The 17,409-nt window shown below is 73.0% G+C and carries 14 protein-coding genes; 6 read left to right on the forward strand and 8 right to left on the reverse strand.

Annotated features, from left to right (window positions below; translation table 11 throughout):
• Positions 1-11 precede the first annotated feature (11 nt).
• The gene (locus AB0G79_RS25350) at positions 12-641 is read right to left on the reverse strand and encodes a TetR/AcrR family transcriptional regulator (protein WP_360810167.1); all 630 of its coding nucleotides are present in this window, start codon (positions 639-641) and stop codon (positions 12-14) included.
• A gap of 354 nt (positions 642-995) precedes the next feature.
• Here AB0G79_RS25350 and AB0G79_RS25355 point away from each other — a divergent pair, with 354 nt between their 5' ends.
• From AB0G79_RS25355 to AB0G79_RS25370, 4 genes are all read left to right on the forward strand, one after another.
• Entirely contained in the window at positions 996-1,961 is a 966-nt protein-coding gene (locus AB0G79_RS25355; RefSeq protein WP_360810169.1) for a tetratricopeptide repeat protein, read from the forward strand.
• 600 nt (positions 1,962-2,561) lie between these two features.
• Complete coding sequence (locus AB0G79_RS25360) at positions 2,562-3,236, forward strand: DUF6230 family protein (RefSeq protein WP_360810171.1); 675 nt, start codon at positions 2,562-2,564, stop codon at positions 3,234-3,236.
• 107 nt (positions 3,237-3,343) lie between these two features.
• A complete protein-coding gene (locus AB0G79_RS25365) occupies positions 3,344-3,883 on the forward strand; it encodes a DUF6114 domain-containing protein (RefSeq protein ID WP_360810173.1) in 540 nt (179 codons plus the stop codon).
• Complete coding sequence (locus AB0G79_RS25370) at positions 3,858-5,330, forward strand: hypothetical protein (RefSeq protein ID WP_360810175.1); 1,473 nt, start codon at positions 3,858-3,860, stop codon at positions 5,328-5,330. Before AB0G79_RS25365 ends, AB0G79_RS25370 begins: the two co-directional genes overlap by 26 nt.
• A gap of 89 nt (positions 5,331-5,419) precedes the next feature.
• Here the strand turns inward: AB0G79_RS25370 and pyk are convergent, their stop codons facing one another.
• The 3 genes from pyk to pta all read right to left on the reverse strand — a co-directional run bounded on the left by pyk (position 5,420) and on the right by pta (position 10,274).
• A complete protein-coding gene (pyk, locus tag AB0G79_RS25375; protein ID WP_360810177.1) occupies positions 5,420-6,847 on the reverse strand; it encodes a pyruvate kinase in 1,428 nt (475 codons plus the stop codon).
• Positions 6,848-6,978: 131 nt separating this feature from the next.
• Positions 6,979-8,196 (reverse strand): acetate kinase, encoded by a 1,218-nt coding sequence (locus AB0G79_RS25380; RefSeq protein WP_360810179.1) that lies wholly within the window; start codon positions 8,194-8,196, stop codon positions 6,979-6,981.
• A complete protein-coding gene (gene pta / locus AB0G79_RS25385; RefSeq protein ID WP_360810181.1) occupies positions 8,193-10,274 on the reverse strand; it encodes a phosphate acetyltransferase in 2,082 nt (693 codons plus the stop codon). The genes AB0G79_RS25380 and pta overlap by 4 nt, the downstream gene beginning before the upstream one ends.
• A gap of 279 nt (positions 10,275-10,553) precedes the next feature.
• Between pta and AB0G79_RS25390 the strand changes: the two genes are divergently transcribed.
• Both AB0G79_RS25390 and AB0G79_RS25395 read left to right on the forward strand, forming a co-directional pair.
• Positions 10,554-11,579, forward strand: a complete 1,026-nt coding sequence (locus AB0G79_RS25390; RefSeq protein ID WP_360810183.1) for an ATP-dependent 6-phosphofructokinase — start codon at positions 10,554-10,556, stop codon at positions 11,577-11,579.
• A gap of 278 nt (positions 11,580-11,857) precedes the next feature.
• The gene (locus AB0G79_RS25395) at positions 11,858-13,006 is read left to right on the forward strand and encodes a helix-turn-helix transcriptional regulator (protein ID WP_360810185.1); all 1,149 of its coding nucleotides are present in this window, start codon (positions 11,858-11,860) and stop codon (positions 13,004-13,006) included.
• 17 nt (positions 13,007-13,023) lie between these two features.
• Here AB0G79_RS25395 and AB0G79_RS25400 read toward each other — a convergent pair whose 3' ends face one another.
• The 4 genes from AB0G79_RS25400 to AB0G79_RS25415 form a co-directional block, all read right to left on the reverse strand.
• The gene (locus AB0G79_RS25400) at positions 13,024-13,764 is read right to left on the reverse strand and encodes a tyrosine-protein phosphatase (RefSeq protein ID WP_360810187.1); all 741 of its coding nucleotides are present in this window, start codon (positions 13,762-13,764) and stop codon (positions 13,024-13,026) included.
• 26 nt (positions 13,765-13,790) lie between these two features.
• The gene (locus AB0G79_RS25405) at positions 13,791-14,462 is read right to left on the reverse strand and encodes a helix-turn-helix transcriptional regulator (protein WP_360810189.1); all 672 of its coding nucleotides are present in this window, start codon (positions 14,460-14,462) and stop codon (positions 13,791-13,793) included.
• Between the two features lie 120 nt (positions 14,463-14,582).
• The gene (locus tag AB0G79_RS25410; protein WP_360810191.1) at positions 14,583-15,281 is read right to left on the reverse strand and encodes a response regulator; all 699 of its coding nucleotides are present in this window, start codon (positions 15,279-15,281) and stop codon (positions 14,583-14,585) included.
• Positions 15,278-17,365 carry an ATP-binding protein gene (locus tag AB0G79_RS25415; RefSeq protein WP_360810193.1) on the reverse strand — a complete coding sequence of 696 codons (2,088 nt, stop codon included), beginning with the start codon at positions 17,363-17,365 and terminating at the stop codon, positions 15,278-15,280. The genes AB0G79_RS25410 and AB0G79_RS25415 overlap by 4 nt, the downstream gene beginning before the upstream one ends.
• Positions 17,366-17,409 lie beyond the last annotated feature (44 nt).

A 17,409-nucleotide genomic window follows, 5' to 3' on the forward strand; every position in this document is an offset into this window, starting at 1 on the left:
GCCCCCGGCCCTCAGCCCAGCGACGCCACCGCGCCGAGGCCGCCCACCAGCAGGGCCGAGAGCCGGGCCACCCACGCCGCGTCGACCGGCTCCGCGCTCACCAGGGCGCGGTGGACGACCGCGCCCGCGATCACGTCGAAGATCAGGTCGTCCGTGGCGTCCACCGCCAACGGGTCGCGGTCCGACGGCAGCTCGCCGCGCTGCTGCGCCCGGCGGCGGCCGGCGAGGACGAGCCGCTTCTGCCGGTCGACGATCGAGGCGCGTATCCGCTCGCGGAGCGGCTCGTCGCGGGTCGACTCGGCGACCACCGCCATCAGCGCCGTCTTGGTCTCCGGGCGCTGGAGGAGCGCAGCGAACTGGAGGACGACGTGCTCGATGTCGGCCTGGAGGGAACCCAGGTCGGGCAGTTCGAGTTCGTCGAAGAGGACGGCGACGGCGTCCACCACGAGCTCGTTCTTGTTGGCCCAACGGCGGTAGAGGGTCGTCTTCGCCACCCCGGCGCGGGCGGCGACGTCCCCCATCGTGAGCTTGGACCAGCCGAGGTCCACCAGGGCGGCGCGGGTCGCCTCCAGGATGGCGGTGTCGGCCTCGGTGGAGCGTGGCCGTCCGGTGCGGCTGGTGCGGGGGGTGCTGCTACACATGGACGTCGACCATACCCGTCGGTAGGTAGGGCGCCAGAGGTGCGCGATGTGAGGCAGTTCACCGTACGGATCGGGGCCCGGCCCCTCCCGCCCGCTCCCCCCGGAGAGTTACGCTACGACCTGTAGCGAAAGGCAATGAGCGGCCTGAGCGACAACCAATTGAGCCGGGTGGGGACCCGGCGGGCCATCGGGTGGGGATCCGATGACCGCATGCACGACGAAGACGAGGAACCGTGTCGTCCGCGCGTCTCGCAATCACCGGCGGGAGGCGCGCGGACGGCGCGGTTCAGCCATGACGTACGCGGTTCGGCCACCGCGTGACGGTGACGCGCGCGGAAGGGGGAGGATGTAGGCATGCAGCCCCGAAACATGTCCATGAGCGGCGTCGTCGACCTCGCCGCGGTGAAGGCGGCCGGAGAGGCCAAGGCCAAGGCGGAGCAGGCCCGTGCCGAGGCCGCCCGGAAGGGTGGCCCCGCCGCCGTGTCCCCGTCCGCCCTGGTGATCGACGTCGACGAGGCCGGCTTCGAGCGCGATGTCATCCAGCGCTCCGCCGAGGTCCCGGTCGTCCTCGACTTCTGGGCCGAGTGGTGCGAGCCGTGCAAGCAGCTCGGCCCCCTCCTGGAGCGGCTCGCCGTCGAGTACAACGGCCGCGTCCTCCTCGCGAAGATCGACGTCGACGCCAACCAGATGCTGATGCAGCAGTTCGGCATCCAGGGAATTCCGGCCGTTTTCGCGGTGGTCGCCGGTCAGGCGCTGCCGCTCTTCCAGGGCGCGGTCCCCGAGGCCCAGATCCGGGAGACCCTCGACCAGCTGATCCAGATCGGCGAGGAGCGCTTCGGCCTCACGGGCATCCGGGTGGACGCGGACGCCGAGGGCGCCGCCCCGGCCGCGAACCCCGCCGGCCCGTACGACGCGCTGCTCGAAGCGGCCATGGTCGCGCTCGACGCCGGGGACCTCGGCGGCGCCGTCCAGGCGTACAAGAACGTGCTCGCCGACGACCCCGGCCACCCCGAGGCCAAGCTCGGCCTCGCGCAGGCCGAGCTGCTCCAGCGGGTCCAGGGCCTCGACCCGGGTGTCGTCCGCAAGAACGCGGCCGACAACCCTGCCGACGTCCCGGCGCAGATCGCCGCCGCCGATCTCGACCTCGTCGGCGGTCACGTCCAGGACGCCTTCGGCCGGCTCGTCGAGACCGTGCGCCGCACGTTCGGCGAGGACCGGGACGCGGCGCGGCTGCGGCTCCTGGAACTCTTCGAGGTGATCGGCGCCGACGACCCGCGCGTGACGGCGGCCCGGCAGGCCCTCGCCCGGGTGCTCTTCTGATCTGCTCCTGACAGTTCTCAGATGGGCCGAATCGCCTGACGATTTGGCGACACAGCGATACACAGCGGCCGCGCTTTACCAAAACTTGGTAATCGCGGCCGCTGTTACTTGCAGTAAATGAGTGGGCGCCTTTTGCCCGTGTTTTTCACTCCTTCGGCCGACATTCCGGCTCACTTCCCTCCACCCTGTGTGGCCGTCCGGGACCACCCCGCCACGAGCTCGTCACCGACCCGTTACTAGCGAGTAATGAACCCCTTGTGCGAGGGCCCGGAATGGACCACGATCGGCGACGCTCGGTCCGAACCGCACCACCCCGGCAACCAACCGGGTCGCGGCGAGGGTCCCCACCGGGCGTGGCCGGTGCCCCTGGCGCCGGCCGTGGACAGGGGGGTTCCCGATCTCACCGAACGGGGCCTGTCCAATCCGGTCACGCGCAAAGCGTGGCTCATGGTTGTCGCTCGGGAGTGATCGCCGGTGATTCGGACGCGCATGACGCCGCCTGACGCCCCGGCGGTGCCCTTCCCGAGGACGTAGCTCTTCTCCCATCCCGAACGGGCCCAGGCCCGCGCGGATGTGTACGTCCGAGAAGGAGGAATTCTCATGAAGTCCCAGGTTCGTGGCGGGACCAGGTGGAAGCGTTTCGCGGTCGTCATGGTGCCGAGCCTGACCGCGACCGCAGCGGTCGGTGTCGGCCTCGCGCAGGGCGCGCTGGCGGCCTCTTTCGCCATCTCCGGCCAGGAGTTCAAGGTCACCACCGACAAGCTCGTCGGTACCCAGTTCGTCCAGTACGGCAGTGTCGACAGCGGCACCAAGCTGGACGAGAAGACGCCGTTCCACGAGCCGGTCGCGGTCTCCGGTTTCGACACGGCACGCATCACCAACATGTGCCAGTCCGTCGTGACGCCGGTTCCGGGTCTCGGCCCCATCACCCTCCGCCTGGAGGCGGGTGGCAGCGACGCGGCCAAGTCCGGCAACACCGACAAGCAGGTCTACGCGAAGGACCTGTACCTCGACGTCTCGTACCTCGAGGCCGACGCCGAGTTCAAGCAGATCGACATCGGCGTCGCGGCCGGCAGCCTCCCGAAGAAGGAGGGTGGCCAGGGCATCCAGCCCAACACCAAGGCCAACACCGCCGGCTTCGCCCAGCGTGCCGACAACGTCACGCTGACCAAGGTCAAGCAGAAGGCGTGGGCCACCACGGCCGCCACCTTCAAGCTCCCCGACCTGAAGCTGGCCCTGCACCGGGGCACCGACAAGGAGTGCTTCCAGGGCTGATCCGCCCTCGCACTCAGGATGCGGGTCGCTCCGGCGGCCCGCGTCCGCTCCGGGGCCCGTCCCCGCTTCTCTCTTCTCAGCAACACCGCTTCCAGGGAGCTGTTTCCATGAGCGCCGAGATCTCCGCCTCCCACGGAGTCCCCAAGCAGGACAACCGGTTCAAGGTCTGGCGGCAGACCCGACCCTTCTGGGCCGGCCTGCTCACCATCCTCGGTGGTGTGCCGATCGCCTACCTCCCGTACGGAGACCTGCGGCTCGGCAACGTCAGCCTCGCGATGAAGACGACCGCCGGGGCCGGCGCGCTCATCATCGGCGTCCTGCTCATCACGCTCGGCCTGACGATGTGGTACCAGCCCATCGTCCGGGTCTTCGCGGGTGTCGCCACGATCGTGCTCGGTCTGGTGTCCATCCCCGTCTCCAACTTCGGCGGTCTCCTCATCGGCTTCCTGCTCGCGCTCGTCGGCGGCGGCATGTCCATCGCCTGGGCGCCCGCTCCGCCGGTGGATGAGGCGCTCGACGACTCCGGGGCCCGCGACGCCGCCGCCGACGACGACGCGCTCGACGGCATCCCCGAGCAGCCCGAGGCGGAGCACCACGCGACCGAATCGACGATCGACGCCAATGGCGGGAGGAACAGTGCGGGGTGACGAGACGCAGTCTGCGCTCGGGAGGACGGGCCCGCGGCACGCGGCCCCGCGCAAGTCGCTGCTGAACATGATCCAGGGCCCCGCCGGCAAGGCCATGGCGCTCGCCGCCATGCCGACCGCCGTGTTCGTGGGCATGGGCCTCACGCCCAAGGTCGCCCTCGCCGACGAGAAGGACATCCCCTTCGCGCCCGGCCCGTGCGTGACCCGCTCCGACGAGCCGACGCCCGAGGCGACGACGCCGGAGCAGACGGCGAAGCCGACGGAGAGCGCCAAGCCGACGGAGTCCGCCAAGCCGGGCGAGAGCGCGAAGCCGGGCGGGACCGCCCAGCCGACCGCGAGCCCGTCCGCCACCGCGACGGGTGCGCCGACGGCCACCGCCTCCGCGACGGCGAGCCCCGACGCCACCAGCACGACGACGGCCACCCCGACGGCCACCGCCACCGGTGAGGCCACCGCGCAGCGTGCCGGCGGCGCCCAGGAGGCCGCCGAGGAGCCCGCGCCGACGGCGACGCCGACGAGCACCCCTTCGCCGACGAAGTCGACCAACCCGCTCGACCCGCTGGGGGTCGGCGACGCGCTCCGGGACCTCTTCGACGGCCCGGACCCGGAGCCGACGGCCACCACGGCGCCCACGGCCGCGCCGACCACCCAGGCCCCGGCCGACCGCGTCGAGGCGGCGGCGGACGACGAGACGGCCGCGCCCGCCACGGCGGCGCCCAAGCCCACCGCGACGGGCTCCGCGCCCGCCACGACCGCGCCGAAGCCGACCACCGCCCCCTCCACCGACCCCACCGAGTCGGCCACCAAGGACGCCACCGAGTCCGCCACCGAGTCCGCCACCAAGGACGCCATCAAGAAGGCGGCCGCCGAGGCCGGTGCGAAGGTCGAGGAGCTCCCCGAGAGCGCCCAGGGCCTCGACGCCAGGCCGGACGAGTCCATACCCGAGGGCGCCAAGCCGCACTTCCCGTGCCCCGAGCCCGACCCCGAGGCGCTCGCGGCGGCCGAACTGGAGCCCGGCATCCCGCTGCTCCCGGACGACCCGTGGCGCCTGGAGAGCACGCTGCTCACGCTGAACGGCCTCAAGTACCACGGCATCGTCGAGGTGAAGACCGGCAGCGGCAAGATCAAGAAGGTCCTGAAGTTCACCGCGAGCTCGGTCGACATCAAGGACCTGCACCAGATGGTGGTCTACCCCGAGGGCTACACGGGGCACGTCCGCTCCACCAAGGGCTCGACGTCGACCATCCGCGACAACACGGTGACCATGTACACGGAGGAGCTGAAGGGCAACCTCTTCGGCATCATCCCGATCACCTTCGGCCCGGAGTCCCCGCCGCCGCTGGACGTCCCCTTCGCGTTCTTCAGCAACGTGAAGCTCAAGCAGGCCGGTCAGTTCGGCGGCACCCTCAAGGTGCCGGGCCTCCGCCAGACCATCGAGCGCAGCTGACGTCCCCGTACGGCGTCGGAGCCAACGAGGAAGCCCCCGTCCGCACCGGACGGGGGCTTCCTCGTGTGTCACTCACGCGCGCGACGGGGTCAGTCGCGCTCGCCGCCGAGGTGGTGGACGCGGACCATGTTCGTCGTGCCGGGGACGCCGGGGGGCGAGCCGGCCGTGATGACCATGATGTCGCCGGCGTTGAAGCGCTGGAGCTTGAGGAGCTCGGCGTCGACGAGGTCGACCATCGCGTCGGTGTTGTCCACGTGCGGGACGACGAAGGACTCGACGCCCCAGCTCAGGGTGAGCTGGTTGCGGGTGTTCTCGTCCGTCGTGAAGGCGAGGATCGGCTGCTGCACCCGGTAGCGGGACAGGCGGCGGGCCGTGTCGCCGGACTGGGTGAAGGCGACGAGCGCCGTGCCGCCCAGGAAGTCGGCGATCTCGCAGGCCGCGCGGGCGACCGAACCGCCCTGCGTGCGCGGCTTCTTGCCCTGTACGAGGGGCTGGAGGCCCTTGGAGAGGAGCTCCTCCTCGGCCGCGGCGACGATCTTCGACATCGTCTTGACGGTCTCGATCGGGTAGGCGCCGACCGAGGACTCGGCCGAGAGCATGACCGCGTCCGCGCCGTCCAGGATCGCGTTGGCGACGTCGCTCGCCTCGGCGCGGGTCGGACGGGAGTTGGTGATCATCGACTCCATCATCTGGGTGGCGACGATGACCGGCTTCGCGTTGCGGCGGCAGAGCTCCACGAGGCGCTTCTGCACCATCGGGACCTTCTCCAGCGGGTACTCCACGGCGAGGTCGCCGCGGGCCACCATGACGGCGTCGAAGGCGTCGACGACGGCGGCCATGTTCTCGACGGCCTGCGGCTTCTCGACCTTGGCGATGACGGGGACCCGGCGGCCCTCCTCGTCCATCACCTTGTGGACGTCCTTGACGTCGTTGGCGTCGCGGACGAACGACAGGGCGACCATGTCGCAGCCCATGCGGAGCGCGAAGCGGAGGTCGTCGACGTCCTTCTCCGACAGGGCGGGGACGTTGACGGCCGCGCCGGGCAGGTTGATGCCCTTGTGGTCGGAGACGACGCCGCCCTCGACGACGATCGTCTTGACCCGGGGGCCGTCGACCTCGACGACGCGGAGCTCGACGTTGCCGTCGTTGATGAGGACCTGGTCGCCCTTGGAGACGTCGCCGGGCAGACCCTTGTAGGTCGTGCCGCAGATCGACTTGTCGCCGGGGACGTCCTCGGTGGTGATGGTGAACTCGTCACCGCGCACCAGCTCGACGGGACCCTCGGCGAAGGTCTCCAGGCGGATCTTCGGGCCCTGGAGGTCGGCGAGGACGCCGACGGCGTGCCCGGTGTCCGCGGAGACCTGCCGGACGCGGTCGTACCGCTCCTGGTGTTCTGCCTGGGAGCCGTGGCTGAAGTTGAATCGGGCCACGTTCATACCGGCCTCGATGAGAGCCTTCAGCTGCTCATACGAGTCGACGGCGGGGCCCAGCGTGCAGACGATTTTGGAACGGCGCATGAGGCGGATCCTATCGGTTTGTTTCTCTGCGGAATATTCCGACTGGCGGAAAGTACAAATGGGCGTGGGGGTGCTCAATCGTTCACTCGTTCGAGCTCAACCGGCGCGAAATGAGCGCCCCCCGTGGGGTCCTAGTGCGGACCCTGGACCAGCGCGAAGCTCTGCCGCGCGATCTCCAGTTCCTCGTCCGTCGGCACCACGGCCACCGCCACCCGCGCGTAGTTCGGCGAGATGATCCGGGCCTCGTCGGAACGGACCGCGTTGAGGTCCGCGTCGACGGCGAGCCCCAGCTCCTCCAGGCCCGCGATGGCGGCCTCCCGCACCGGGGCCGCGTTCTCGCCGACGCCCGCCGTGAACGCCACCGCGTCCACCCGGCCGAGCACCGCGTAGTACGCGCCGATGTACTTCTTCAGGCGGTGCACGTAGATCTCGAAGGCGAGCGTGGCCGCCGGGTCGCCCTCGTCGACGCGACGGCGGATCTCCCGCATGTCGTTGTCGCCGCACAGCCCGACCAGACCGGACTTCTTGTTCAGGAGGGTGTCGATCTCGTCCGCCGACATCCCCGCCACCCGCTTCAGGTGGAAGGTCACCGCCGGGTCGATGTCGCCCGAGCGGGTGCCCATGACCAGACCCTCCAGCGGGGTCAGGCCCATCGACGTGTCCACGCACCGGCCGCCCGCCACCGCCGAGGCGGAGGCCCCGTTGCCCAGGTGCAGCACGATCACGTTCACCTCCTCCGGCGCCTTGCCGAGCAGCTTCGCCGTCTCGCGCGAGACGTACGCGTGCGAGGTGCCGTGGAAGCCGTACCGGCGGATGCGGTGCTCGTCCGCCGTCGCCACGTCGATCGCGTACCGCGCCGCCGACTCCGGCATCGTCGTGTGGAAGGCCGTGTCGAAGACCGCGACCTGCGGGAGGTCCGGGCGCAGCGCCATCGCCGTGCGGATGCCGGTGAGGTTCGCCGGGTTGTGCAGCGGCGCCACCGGCACGAGCCGCTCGATCTCCGCGAGCACCTCGTCGTCGACGACCGTCGGCGCGGTGAACCGCAGCCCGCCGTGGACGACCCGGTGGCCGATCACGGCCAGCTCGGGGGAGTCCAGGCCGAGGCCGTCCGCCGCCAGTTCCTCCGCGACCGCCTTGAGCGCCGCCGCGTGGTCGGGGATCGGACCGTTCGTCTCGCGCTTCGCGCCGCCACCGCCCTGGAGCGGGGTGTGCACGAGCCGGGAGGTCTCCTCGCCGATCCGCTCGACGAGGCCCTGGGCCAGACGGCTGTCGTCCGCCATGTCGATCAGCTGGTACTTCACCGACGAGGAGCCGGAGTTGAGGACCAGTGCGCGGGTGGGGGTGCTCATGCCGGGATCTCCTGGGCCTGGGACTGGATCGCCGTGATGGCGACCGTGTTGACGATGTCGCTGACGAGGGCACCGCGCGAGAGGTCGTTGACCGGCTTGCGCAGGCCCTGGAGCACCGGCCCGACGGCCACGGCGCCGGCCGAGCGCTGCACGGCCTTGTAGGTGTTGTTGCCGGTGTTGAGGTCGGGGAAGATCAGGACGCTCGCCTGGCCCGCCACCTCGGAGTCCGGCAGCTTCGTCGCCGCGACGGAGGGCTCGACGGCGGCGTCGTACTGGATCGGGCCCTCGATCCGCAGCTCGGGGTGGGCCTCGCGGACCAGCTTCGTCGCCTCGCGGACCTTGTCGACGTCCGCGCCGGAGCCCGAGGTGCCCGTCGAGTACGAGAGCATCGCGATCCGCGGCTCGACGCCGAACTGCGCGGCGGTGGCCGCCGACTGGGCGGCGATGTCCGCGAGCTGCTCCGCGTTCGGGTCCGGGTTGACCGCGCAGTCGCCGTAGACGAGGACCTTGTCGGCGAGGCACATGAAGAAGACCGAGGAGACGATCGAGGCGTCCGGCTTCGTCTTGATGATCTCGAAGGCGGGCCGGATCGTGGCGGCCGTGGAGTGCACGGAGCCCGAGACCATGCCGTCGGCCAGGCCCTCCTGGACCATCAGGGTGCCGAAGTAGTTCACGTCGGAGACCACGTCGTACGCGAGCTCGACGGTCACGCCCTTGTGGGCGCGCAGCTTCGCGTACTTCTCCGCGAACGCGTCGCGCAGCTCCGAGGTCTGCGGGTCGATCAGCTGCGTGTCGGCGAGGTCGACGCTCAGGTCCGCGGCCTTCTTGCGGATCGTCTCGACGTCGCCGAGGAGCGTCAGGTCGCAGACGTCACGGCGGATCAGGACGTCGGCGGCGCGCAGCACGCGGTCCTCGGTGCCCTCGGGGAGCACCACGCGGCGGCGGTCGGCGCGCGCCTGTTCGAGCAGCTCGTGCTCGAACATCATCGGCGTGACCCGGCCGCTGCGGGCGACCGAGACCCGCTTGAGGAGGTCGTTGGTGTCGACGTGCCGCTCGAAGAGCCCGAGCGCCGTCTCCGCCTTGCGGGGCGTGGCCGCGTTGAGCTTCCCTTCGAGGGCGAAGAGCTCGGACGCGGTGGTGAAGCTGTTGTCCGAGACGGAGATGACCGGGGTGCCGGGCGCGAGCCGGGCCGCGAGGGTCAGGATCTCGTTGCTGGGCCGCTCGTTCAGCGTCAGGAGCACGCCGGCGATCGGCGGGGTGCCGGCCGAGTGCGCGGCGAGCGCGCCGACGACCAGGTCCGCGCGGTCCCCGGGGGTGACGACGAGGCAGCCCGGCGTCAGGGCGTTGAGGAAGTTTGGCAGCATCGCGCCGCCGAAGACGAAGTCGAGGGCGTCGCGCGCGAGCCCCGCGTCGTCGCCGAGGACGACCTGCGCGCCGAGCGCGTGGGTGATCTGGGCGACCGTCGGCGCGGCGAGCGCCGGCTCGTCCGGCAGGACGTAACAGGGCACGGGCAGCCGGGCGGAGAGCCGCTCGGCGATGATCTCCCGGTCCTCGGGGGCGGCCCGGTTGACGATCAGCGCGAGGACGTCGCAGCCGAGACCGTCGTACGCCCGGAACGCGTTGCGCGCCTCGGCCCGTACGGACTCCGAGGGCTGGCCCTTGCCGCCGACCACGGGGATGACGGAGGCGCCGAACTCGTTCGCCAGGCGGGCGTTGAGGGCGAGCTCGTCGGGGAGCTGGGTGGCGGCGAAGTCGGTGCCGAGGACGAGGACGACCTCGTACTCGCGGGCGACCGTGTGGAAGCGCTCGACGATCTCGGAGACGAGGGCGTCGGTGCCTCTCTCGGCCTGGAGGTCCGAGGCCTCGTGGTAGTCCATGCCGTAGACCGTCGAGGGGTCCTGCGTGAGCCGGTAGCGGGACCGCAGGAGGTCGAACAGGCGGTCGGGTCCGTCGTGGACCAGCGGGCGGAACACCCCCACGCGGTCCACCTGGCGGGTGAGGAGCTCCATGACTCCCAGCTCGACGACCTGGCGGCCGTCACCGCGGTCGATCCCGGTCACGTACACGCTGCGCGTCACGCCGTGGTCTCCTGTCCAGTCCTGCGGAAACGGGGGTGGTCCTCGCCGTCAACCGAGGGCATCCGAATAGCCCCGACAGGACGGCATTACCCCCTTGACAGTACCCCCGGCGAGGGGTAAATCGCCCGCCGGACGAAGGCCCCGGAGCGGCGGGACCAAAGACCCCCGGAATGTCGCGCAGAGTGACGCGCGGCGGGGCGACGAGCGGCTCCGCCCGGCGGAGCGTGTGAGAATTGCCGTGGCTCATAACGGACCGCGACCGAGCAGGAGTACAGCACGATGCGCATCGGAGTTCTCACGGCAGGCGGCGACTGCCCCGGCCTGAACGCAGTCATCCGGTCGGTCGTGCACCGGGCGCTGACCGGCCACGACGACGAGGTCATCGGCTTCGAGGACGGCTTCAAGGGCCTCCTCGACGGCCACTACCGGCCCCTCGACCTCAACGCCGTCAGCGGCATCCTCGCCCGCGGCGGCACGATCCTCGGCTCGGCCCGCCTGGAGCGCAACCGACTGCGGGAGGCCGCCGAATCGGCCCCCGACCTGGCGAAGAAGTACGGCATCGACGTCCTCATCCCGATCGGCGGCGAGGGGACCCTGACCGCCGCCCGGATGCTCTCCGACGCGGGCATGCCCGTCGTCGGCGTCCCGAAGACGATCGACAACGACATCTCCTCCACGGACCGCACCTTCGGCTTCGACACCGCCGTCGGCGTCGCCACCGAGGCCATGGACCGCCTCAAGACCACCGCCGAGTCCCACCAGCGCGTGATGGTGGTCGAGGTGATGGGCCGCCACGCCGGCTGGATCGCCCTGGAGTCCGGCATGGCCGGCGGCGCGCACGGCATCTGCCTCCCCGAGCGGCCCTTCCAGGTCGACGACCTCGTCAAGATGGTCGAGGAGCGCTTCGCGCGCGGCAAGAAGTTCGCGGTCATCTGCGTCGCCGAGGGCGCGCACCCGGCCGAGGGCTCGATGGAGTACAAGAAGGGCGAGATCGACCAGTTCGGTCACGAGCGCTTCCAGGGCATCGGCAACCAGCTCGCCGTCGAGCTGGAGCGACGCCTCGGCAAGGAGGCCCGCCCGGTCATCCTCGGTCACGTCCAGCGCGGCGGCACGCCGACGGCGTACGACCGTGTGCTCGCGACCCGCTTCGGCTGGCACGCGGTCGAGGCCGCGCACCGGGGTCAGTTCGGACGGATGACGGCGCTGCGGGGCACGGCCGTCGAGATGGTGCCGCTGGCCGATGCCGTGACGCGGCTGAAGACGGTCCCGGAGGACCGCATGCGCGAGGCCGAGTCGGTCTTCTGACCGGACCGACCGACCCGCAGGAAGGGACTTAGGTCCCCACCCGTCCCGGATCCGATCCGGGACCCGGACCCGCCCGAGTGGCCCCGACCTTCCCCCCGTGGAGGGTCGGGGCCACTTCGCGTGTCCGGCGTCACGCCCGGCGCCACGCCCACGCCCGGCGTCACGCCCGGCGTCCCGCCCGGCCGAAATCCACTCTTGAGCGAACGAGCGAGATCAACAAGGCTTGAGGCTTGTCCCGGACATGTCCCACAACGGTCCGGCGGAGGGGAGACGGGCAGATGACGCCGGGGGACCGGGCACCCGACCCGCGCGAGGCGCGGACCGCGGCGGAGTTCCTCGCCTGCCTCCAGGCCCTCAAGGACTGGTCGGGCCTGACCTACCGCGAGCTCGCGAACAGGGCGGAGGCGCACGGGGACGTCCTCCCGCGCTCCACGGTGGCGAACATGCTGGCCCGCACGACGGTCCCGCGCGAGGAACTGCTCGCGTCGTACGTCCGCGCGTGCGGGGCGGACCCGGGGCGGCTGGAGGACTGGCTGACGACCCGGAAGCGCCTGGCGGCACGGGGCGACGACCCGGCGGGCCAGGCCGGCCCGGCTGGCCCGGTCGGCCCGGCGGCCCCGGCGGCCCCGGCGGCCCCAGCGGCCCCGGTCGGTCCGGTCGGCCCGGTGGGCCCGGGACGGGGTGCCCCGTCCGGCGAGGCCGCGGGTCCGGACCTCCGCACGCCGGAGGTCCCGCCCGGCGTCCCGCCGGAGGGTGCCGGGACCTCCGCAGTCCGGCCGGAGGAGGCGCGAGCCCCCGGCGGGGCGTCCGCGGACCCGGAGCCCGCGGGACGGGCCCGGGCCGCCGCGCGGGCGCGGATGCGGCGGGGAGTCGTCGCCGGCGTGGCCCTCGCCGGGCTCGGCTTCGCCGGGGTCAGCTTCGTCGCCGCCCTGCGCGACGGGCACGGTGGCCACCCGCCGCGGGTGCTCACGGCGCCCGCCGCCGGGGACGTCCGCATCCGGGTCGTCGGGCAGGACCTGTGCCTCGGCGAGCGGCGCGGGACGCGGAGCGGACAGATCCACCAACTGCCGTGCCCCGACGCCGGCGTGCCGCTGTACTCCCTGGAGGCGGCGGGCTCCGGTCGGTGGCGCATCGCCTCGGACCACCCCGACTACGGCCCCGGCTGCTCCGGCATCCCCTCCGGCGGCCGGATACCCGGCGCCGCGTACGAGGACTCCGAGTGCGGCGACCCCACCCGGGTCGAGACCTTCGCCCTGGAGCCGTACGGCACTCCCGTCGAGGGCTACCGGATCGTGCCCGCGGGCTCCGCCACGCCCGGCAGCTGCGTCACCGTCGTCGGCGACCGCACGGCGGTCTGGGCCCGCCTGGCCCAGGCGCCGTGCGCGCCCGACGCGGCCGGCCAGCTGTTCAGCTTCGACCGGCGCTGAAGCCGGTCCGAGGGCCGTCAGCCCGCCTCCACCAGGCGGGACCTCAGCGCCTCGACCACCGCCGGGTCCAGGCCCACGTGGCCGGTGACGTACCCGTACACCGATCCGTACCGGTCCCGCAGATCCGCGAGGAACAGCCGCATGATCTCGGCCGGGGCCCGGCCGTAGCCCGGCCAGCGGAGCTCGCGGCCCGGGTGGGAGGCCTTCCAGTCGGCGATCAGCCGCTCCGTCGCCAGCTCCGTCAGGGCGAAGTCGGCGAGGATCTCCTCGTCGGGGACGCCGAGGAGCGCGAGGACGACCGCCGCGAGCAGTCCCGTGCGGTCCTTGCCGGACGCGCAGTGGAAGACGAGCGGCCCGTCGGCCGCCGCGACGACCTCCAGGGCCGTACGGAGTTCCTCCGCGCCGTCCTCCGCGACCTCGGCGAAGCGGTCGGCGAGGTAGCGCCACGGGTCGAGCTCGGGGTCGATCTCCGCCTGGTCGTACGGCCGGTGCTCGATGGACAGGTTGTGCCAGGCGGCCGGTTCGCTCTCCGGCAGACGCCCCTTCGCGGCGATCTCCCACGGGTAGCGCAGGTCGATCACGGTGGTGACGCCGAGCGCGCGGAAGCGGTCGAGGTCCTCGGGTCCGGACGTCGCGAGCTTGGCGAGCGAGTCGGAGCGGTAGAGGGTCTCCCACCGCACGGTCCCGCCGTCGGCGGTCCGATATCCGCCCAGGTCACGGAAGTTGTGGAGTCGTTCGAACGGTATGTGTCGTCTCACGCGGCCAATCTAGGGGGCGGGGAGCGCTACTCGCCCACCGCCGCCCAGAAGTGCCCCGTGATCTCCTCCAGATACGCCCGGCCCTCGTCGCCCGTCGCCCCCGACGCGCCCCAACTGCTCGTCGCCGCCATGCGCGCGTGGTAGTCCGTGTGCAGGCGCTGGAGCGCGGGCTCGACGGTCCGCTTCGGCAGCGGTACGAGCTTGAGCGCGGGCTTCACGTACGCCTGCCATCGCGTCGTCGCCGCGTCGCGCAGCAGCGTCGCGAGGGCCTCGTCGCCGCCGGTCGCCGTGATCAGTTCGCGCGGGCCGAGACCGAGGATCTCGGCGAGCGCGGCGGTCTGGCGCTCGGTGCCGCGCCAGCGGCCCTCGTCCTCCATCCGCCCGTACGCGTGCGCCGCCATGCCCAGGAGCCGCGCCAGGTCCTCCGCGGAGAGCCCGCGGGCCATCCGGTGCTCGCGCAGCGTCGACGCGACGGCGATCAGCTCGGCCGGGGCGCACCACAGGACGCCCGCGAGCGCGCTCAGTTCCTGCGCCGTGGGCAGGGCCCGGCCGCGTTCCCAGGCGACGACCGTCTCGGGCGGGACGAGCATGCCGTACTGGGCGCGCAGACCGTACGCGACATGGTCGGGGGCCATGCCGAGGCCCTCGCGCAGGCGGCGGGCGGCGGGGCCGTCGAAGGGGGGAGAGGGTTGGTGCACGCGGCCACGGTAGGGGCGGCGGGCGACGCCTGGCTACGGTGCCTTCGCCCAACGTGCGAGGTCGTAGGAACGTGCGAACCCCCCGGTAACGACGCGATCGGCGCGATCGGCGCGTTCCTCTCAACGCCCTCCCGGGCGCCCGTCGAGCCAGCGGTACTGGAGCTCGGGCCGCCCCACCTGCCCGTACTGCGGAGCCCGTACCGTCCGGCCCTCGGTCACCAGGTGCTCCAGGTAGCGGCGGGCCGTGATCCGCGAGATCCCGACCACCGCCCCCGCCTCGGCGGCGGTCAGGCCGGCCGGGGTCTCGCGGAGCGCGCGGGTCACCGCCTCCAGGGTCGGGGCGCTGAGCCCCTTCGGGAGGCTGCTCGGGTGCGGGGCCCGCAGGGTGGCGAGGGCCCGGTCCACCTCGTCCTGCCCGGAGGCCTCCCCGGCGGACGCCCGGAACTCCGCGTACCGCACGAGCCGGTCCCGCAGGGTCGCGAAGGCGAAGGGCTTCAGGACGTACTGGACGACCCCGAGCGACACGCCCTCGCGGACGACCGACAGGTCCCGCGCCGAGGTCACGGCGATGACGTCGGCGCCGTGCCCGGCGGCGCGCAGGGCGCGGAGGAGGTGGAGACCGTGGCCGTCGGGCAGGTACAGGTCGAGCAGGATCAGATCGACGGGCGTCCGGTCGAGCACCCGCACGGCGGCGGCCCGCGAGTGGGCGACCCCGACGACGGAGAACCCGTCGACCCGACCGACGTAGAGCGCGTGCGCGTCGGCGGCGACGGGATCGTCCTCGACGACGAGCACGCGCACGCCCCCGCCCCCGCTCACGAGCCCCCCTCGGCGATACGCGCTCCCGCCCCGCGAACCCGCCCCAGGGCGCCCACGCCCGGAGCGGCAACGCCCGGCGCCGACCCTCCCGGCTCCGCCAGGTCCGGCTCCGCCGTGTGCGGCCCGGCCACTCCCGGCACGGCAACGCCCGGGCCGGCCACGCCCGGCGCCGACCCGCCCGGCTCCGCCAGGTCCGGCTCCGCCGTGTGCGGCCCGGCGACTCCCGGCACGGCAACGCCCGGGCCGGCCACGCCCGGCACCGACCCGCCCGGCTCCGCCAGGTCCGGCTCCGCCGTGCGCGGCCCGGCCACTCCCGGCACGGCAACGCCCGGCCCGGCCACTCCCGGCACGGCAACGCCCGGGCCGGCCACTCCTGGCACGGCAACCCCCGGGCCGGCAGTGCCCGGCGCAGCGACGTCCGGGCCGGCAGTGCCCGGCGCCGACGCGCTCGGGTCCGCCGCCTCCGACCCCGCCGCGCCCCATCCCGTCTCCTTCTCCGTCCTGCCCGCCCTCGGCAGCCGCGCCGTGAACTCCGCTCCGCCGTTCTCCGCCTCCGTCACCGTCAGCGTGCCGCCCGCCCGCGTGACCGCCTGGCCGACCAGGGCCAGGCCCAGGCCGCGGCCCGGGCCGCGCGTGGTCCAGCCGCGGCCGAGGACCGCGTCGCGGTCGGCCGGGCGGACGCCGGGGCCGTTGTCGCTCACGCGCAGGAGCAGCGGGTCGCCGCCCGCGATCGTGACCGTCACGCGCGCGTGCGGGGTGCCGCTCACCGCCTCGACGGCGTTGTCGACGAGGTTGCCGAGGACGGTGACCAGGTCACGGGAGGGAAGCGACGCCGGCACCCCGCCGTCGTCGACGCGACTGTCGTCGGTCAGGACGAGCTCCACGCCCCGCTCGTTCGCCTGGGCGGCCTTCCCGAGCAGCAGCGCCGCGAGGACCGGCTCGCCGACCGCGTCGACGACCCGGTCCGTGAGCGCCTGCGCGAGTTCGAGCTCCGCCGTCGCGAACTCCACCGCCTCGGTCACCTTGCCGAGTTCGACGAGCGAGACGACCGTGTGCAGCCGGTTCGCCGCCTCGTGCGCCTGTGAGCGCAGCGCCTCCGTGAATCCGCGCTCGGAGTCCAACTCGCCGGACAATGACTGGAGTTCCGTGCGGTCCCGGAGCGTCACGACCGTGCCGCGGCGTTCCCCGCCCACCACCGGGCGGGTGTTGACGACGAGCACCCGGTCGGCCGTCAGGTGGGTCTCGTCGACGCGCGGCTCCGAGGAGAGCAGCGCGCCGGTCAGCGGGGCGGGGAGGCCGAGCTCGGCGGCCGGTCGGCCGACGACGGCCTCGCCGAGGCCGAGCAGCTCGCGCGCCCCGTCGTTGATGAGGGCGACCCGGCGCTGTCCGTCGAGCATGACGAGCCCCTCGCGCACCGCGTGCAGCGCGGCCTCGTGGTAGTCGTGCAGGCGGCTCAGCTCCGCCGCGTTCATGCCGTGCGTGTGGCGGCGCAGCCGGGCGTTCACGACGTACGTCCCCGCTCCGCCGAGCGCGAGCGCCGCGCCCGCCATGCCGAGGAGCGCGGCCACCTGTCCCCGTACCTGCTCGCTGATCTTCTCGATGGTGATGCCGGCGCTGACGAGCGCGACCACCCGCCCGTCCGCGTCCCGGACGGGCGTCACCGTGCGGACGGAGGGGCCGAGCGTCCCCCGGTACGTCTCCGAGAGCGTCCGGCCCGCCGCCGCCTCCTCGATGTGGCCGAGGTACGTCCGGCCGATCTGTGCCGGATCGGGGTGGGTCCAGCGCGTCCCGTCCGGCGCCATGATCACCACGAAGGCGACGCCCGCGTGCCCGCGCAGCGCCTCCGCGTACGGCTGGAGCGCGCCCGTCGGGTCCGCCGAGGCCGCCGCGGTGACCACGGAGGGGGAGTCGGCGACGGCCGCGGCGGTCGCGGTGGCCTGCCGCCGCGCGTTCTCCTCCGCCTGCGCCCGGTCCGTGACGTACGCGAAGACCGCGCAGCCGGCCACGACGACGGCCACGAGCACGACCTGCATCGCGAAGAGCTGGCCGGCCAGGCTGCGGGGGCGGGGGAGGGCGAGACGCATGCGGGCAAGTCTGCACGGAGTCGGCGCCCCGGAGTTTGCTCGGG

This window comes from Streptomyces sp. NPDC020807 (assembly GCF_040641575.1).
Lineage (GTDB): Bacteria > Actinomycetota > Actinomycetes > Streptomycetales > Streptomycetaceae > Streptomyces.

Excerpts from the sequence above, each read along its gene's own strand:
- AB0G79_RS25370 (WP_360810175.1), top strand. The coding sequence starts at position 3,858 with ATGGCGGGAGGAACAGTGCGGGGTGACGAGACGCAGTCTGCGCTCGGG.
- pyk (WP_360810177.1), bottom strand. The coding sequence starts at position 6,847 with ATGCGCCGTTCCAAAATCGTCTGCACGCTGGGCCCCGCCGTCGACTCG.
- AB0G79_RS25360 (WP_360810171.1), top strand. The coding sequence starts at position 2,562 with ATGAAGTCCCAGGTTCGTGGCGGGACCAGGTGGAAGCGTTTCGCGGTC.
- AB0G79_RS25355 (WP_360810169.1), top strand. The coding sequence starts at position 996 with ATGCAGCCCCGAAACATGTCCATGAGCGGCGTCGTCGACCTCGCCGCG.
- AB0G79_RS25395 (WP_360810185.1), top strand. The coding sequence starts at position 11,858 with ATGACGCCGGGGGACCGGGCACCCGACCCGCGCGAGGCGCGGACCGCG.
- AB0G79_RS25390 (WP_360810183.1), top strand. The coding sequence starts at position 10,554 with ATGCGCATCGGAGTTCTCACGGCAGGCGGCGACTGCCCCGGCCTGAAC.
- AB0G79_RS25415 (WP_360810193.1), bottom strand. The coding sequence starts at position 17,365 with ATGCGTCTCGCCCTCCCCCGCCCCCGCAGCCTGGCCGGCCAGCTCTTC.
- AB0G79_RS25365 (WP_360810173.1), top strand. The coding sequence starts at position 3,344 with ATGAGCGCCGAGATCTCCGCCTCCCACGGAGTCCCCAAGCAGGACAAC.
- AB0G79_RS25380 (WP_360810179.1), bottom strand. The coding sequence starts at position 8,196 with ATGAGCACCCCCACCCGCGCACTGGTCCTCAACTCCGGCTCCTCGTCG.
- AB0G79_RS25350 (WP_360810167.1), bottom strand. The coding sequence starts at position 641 with ATGTGTAGCAGCACCCCCCGCACCAGCCGCACCGGACGGCCACGCTCC.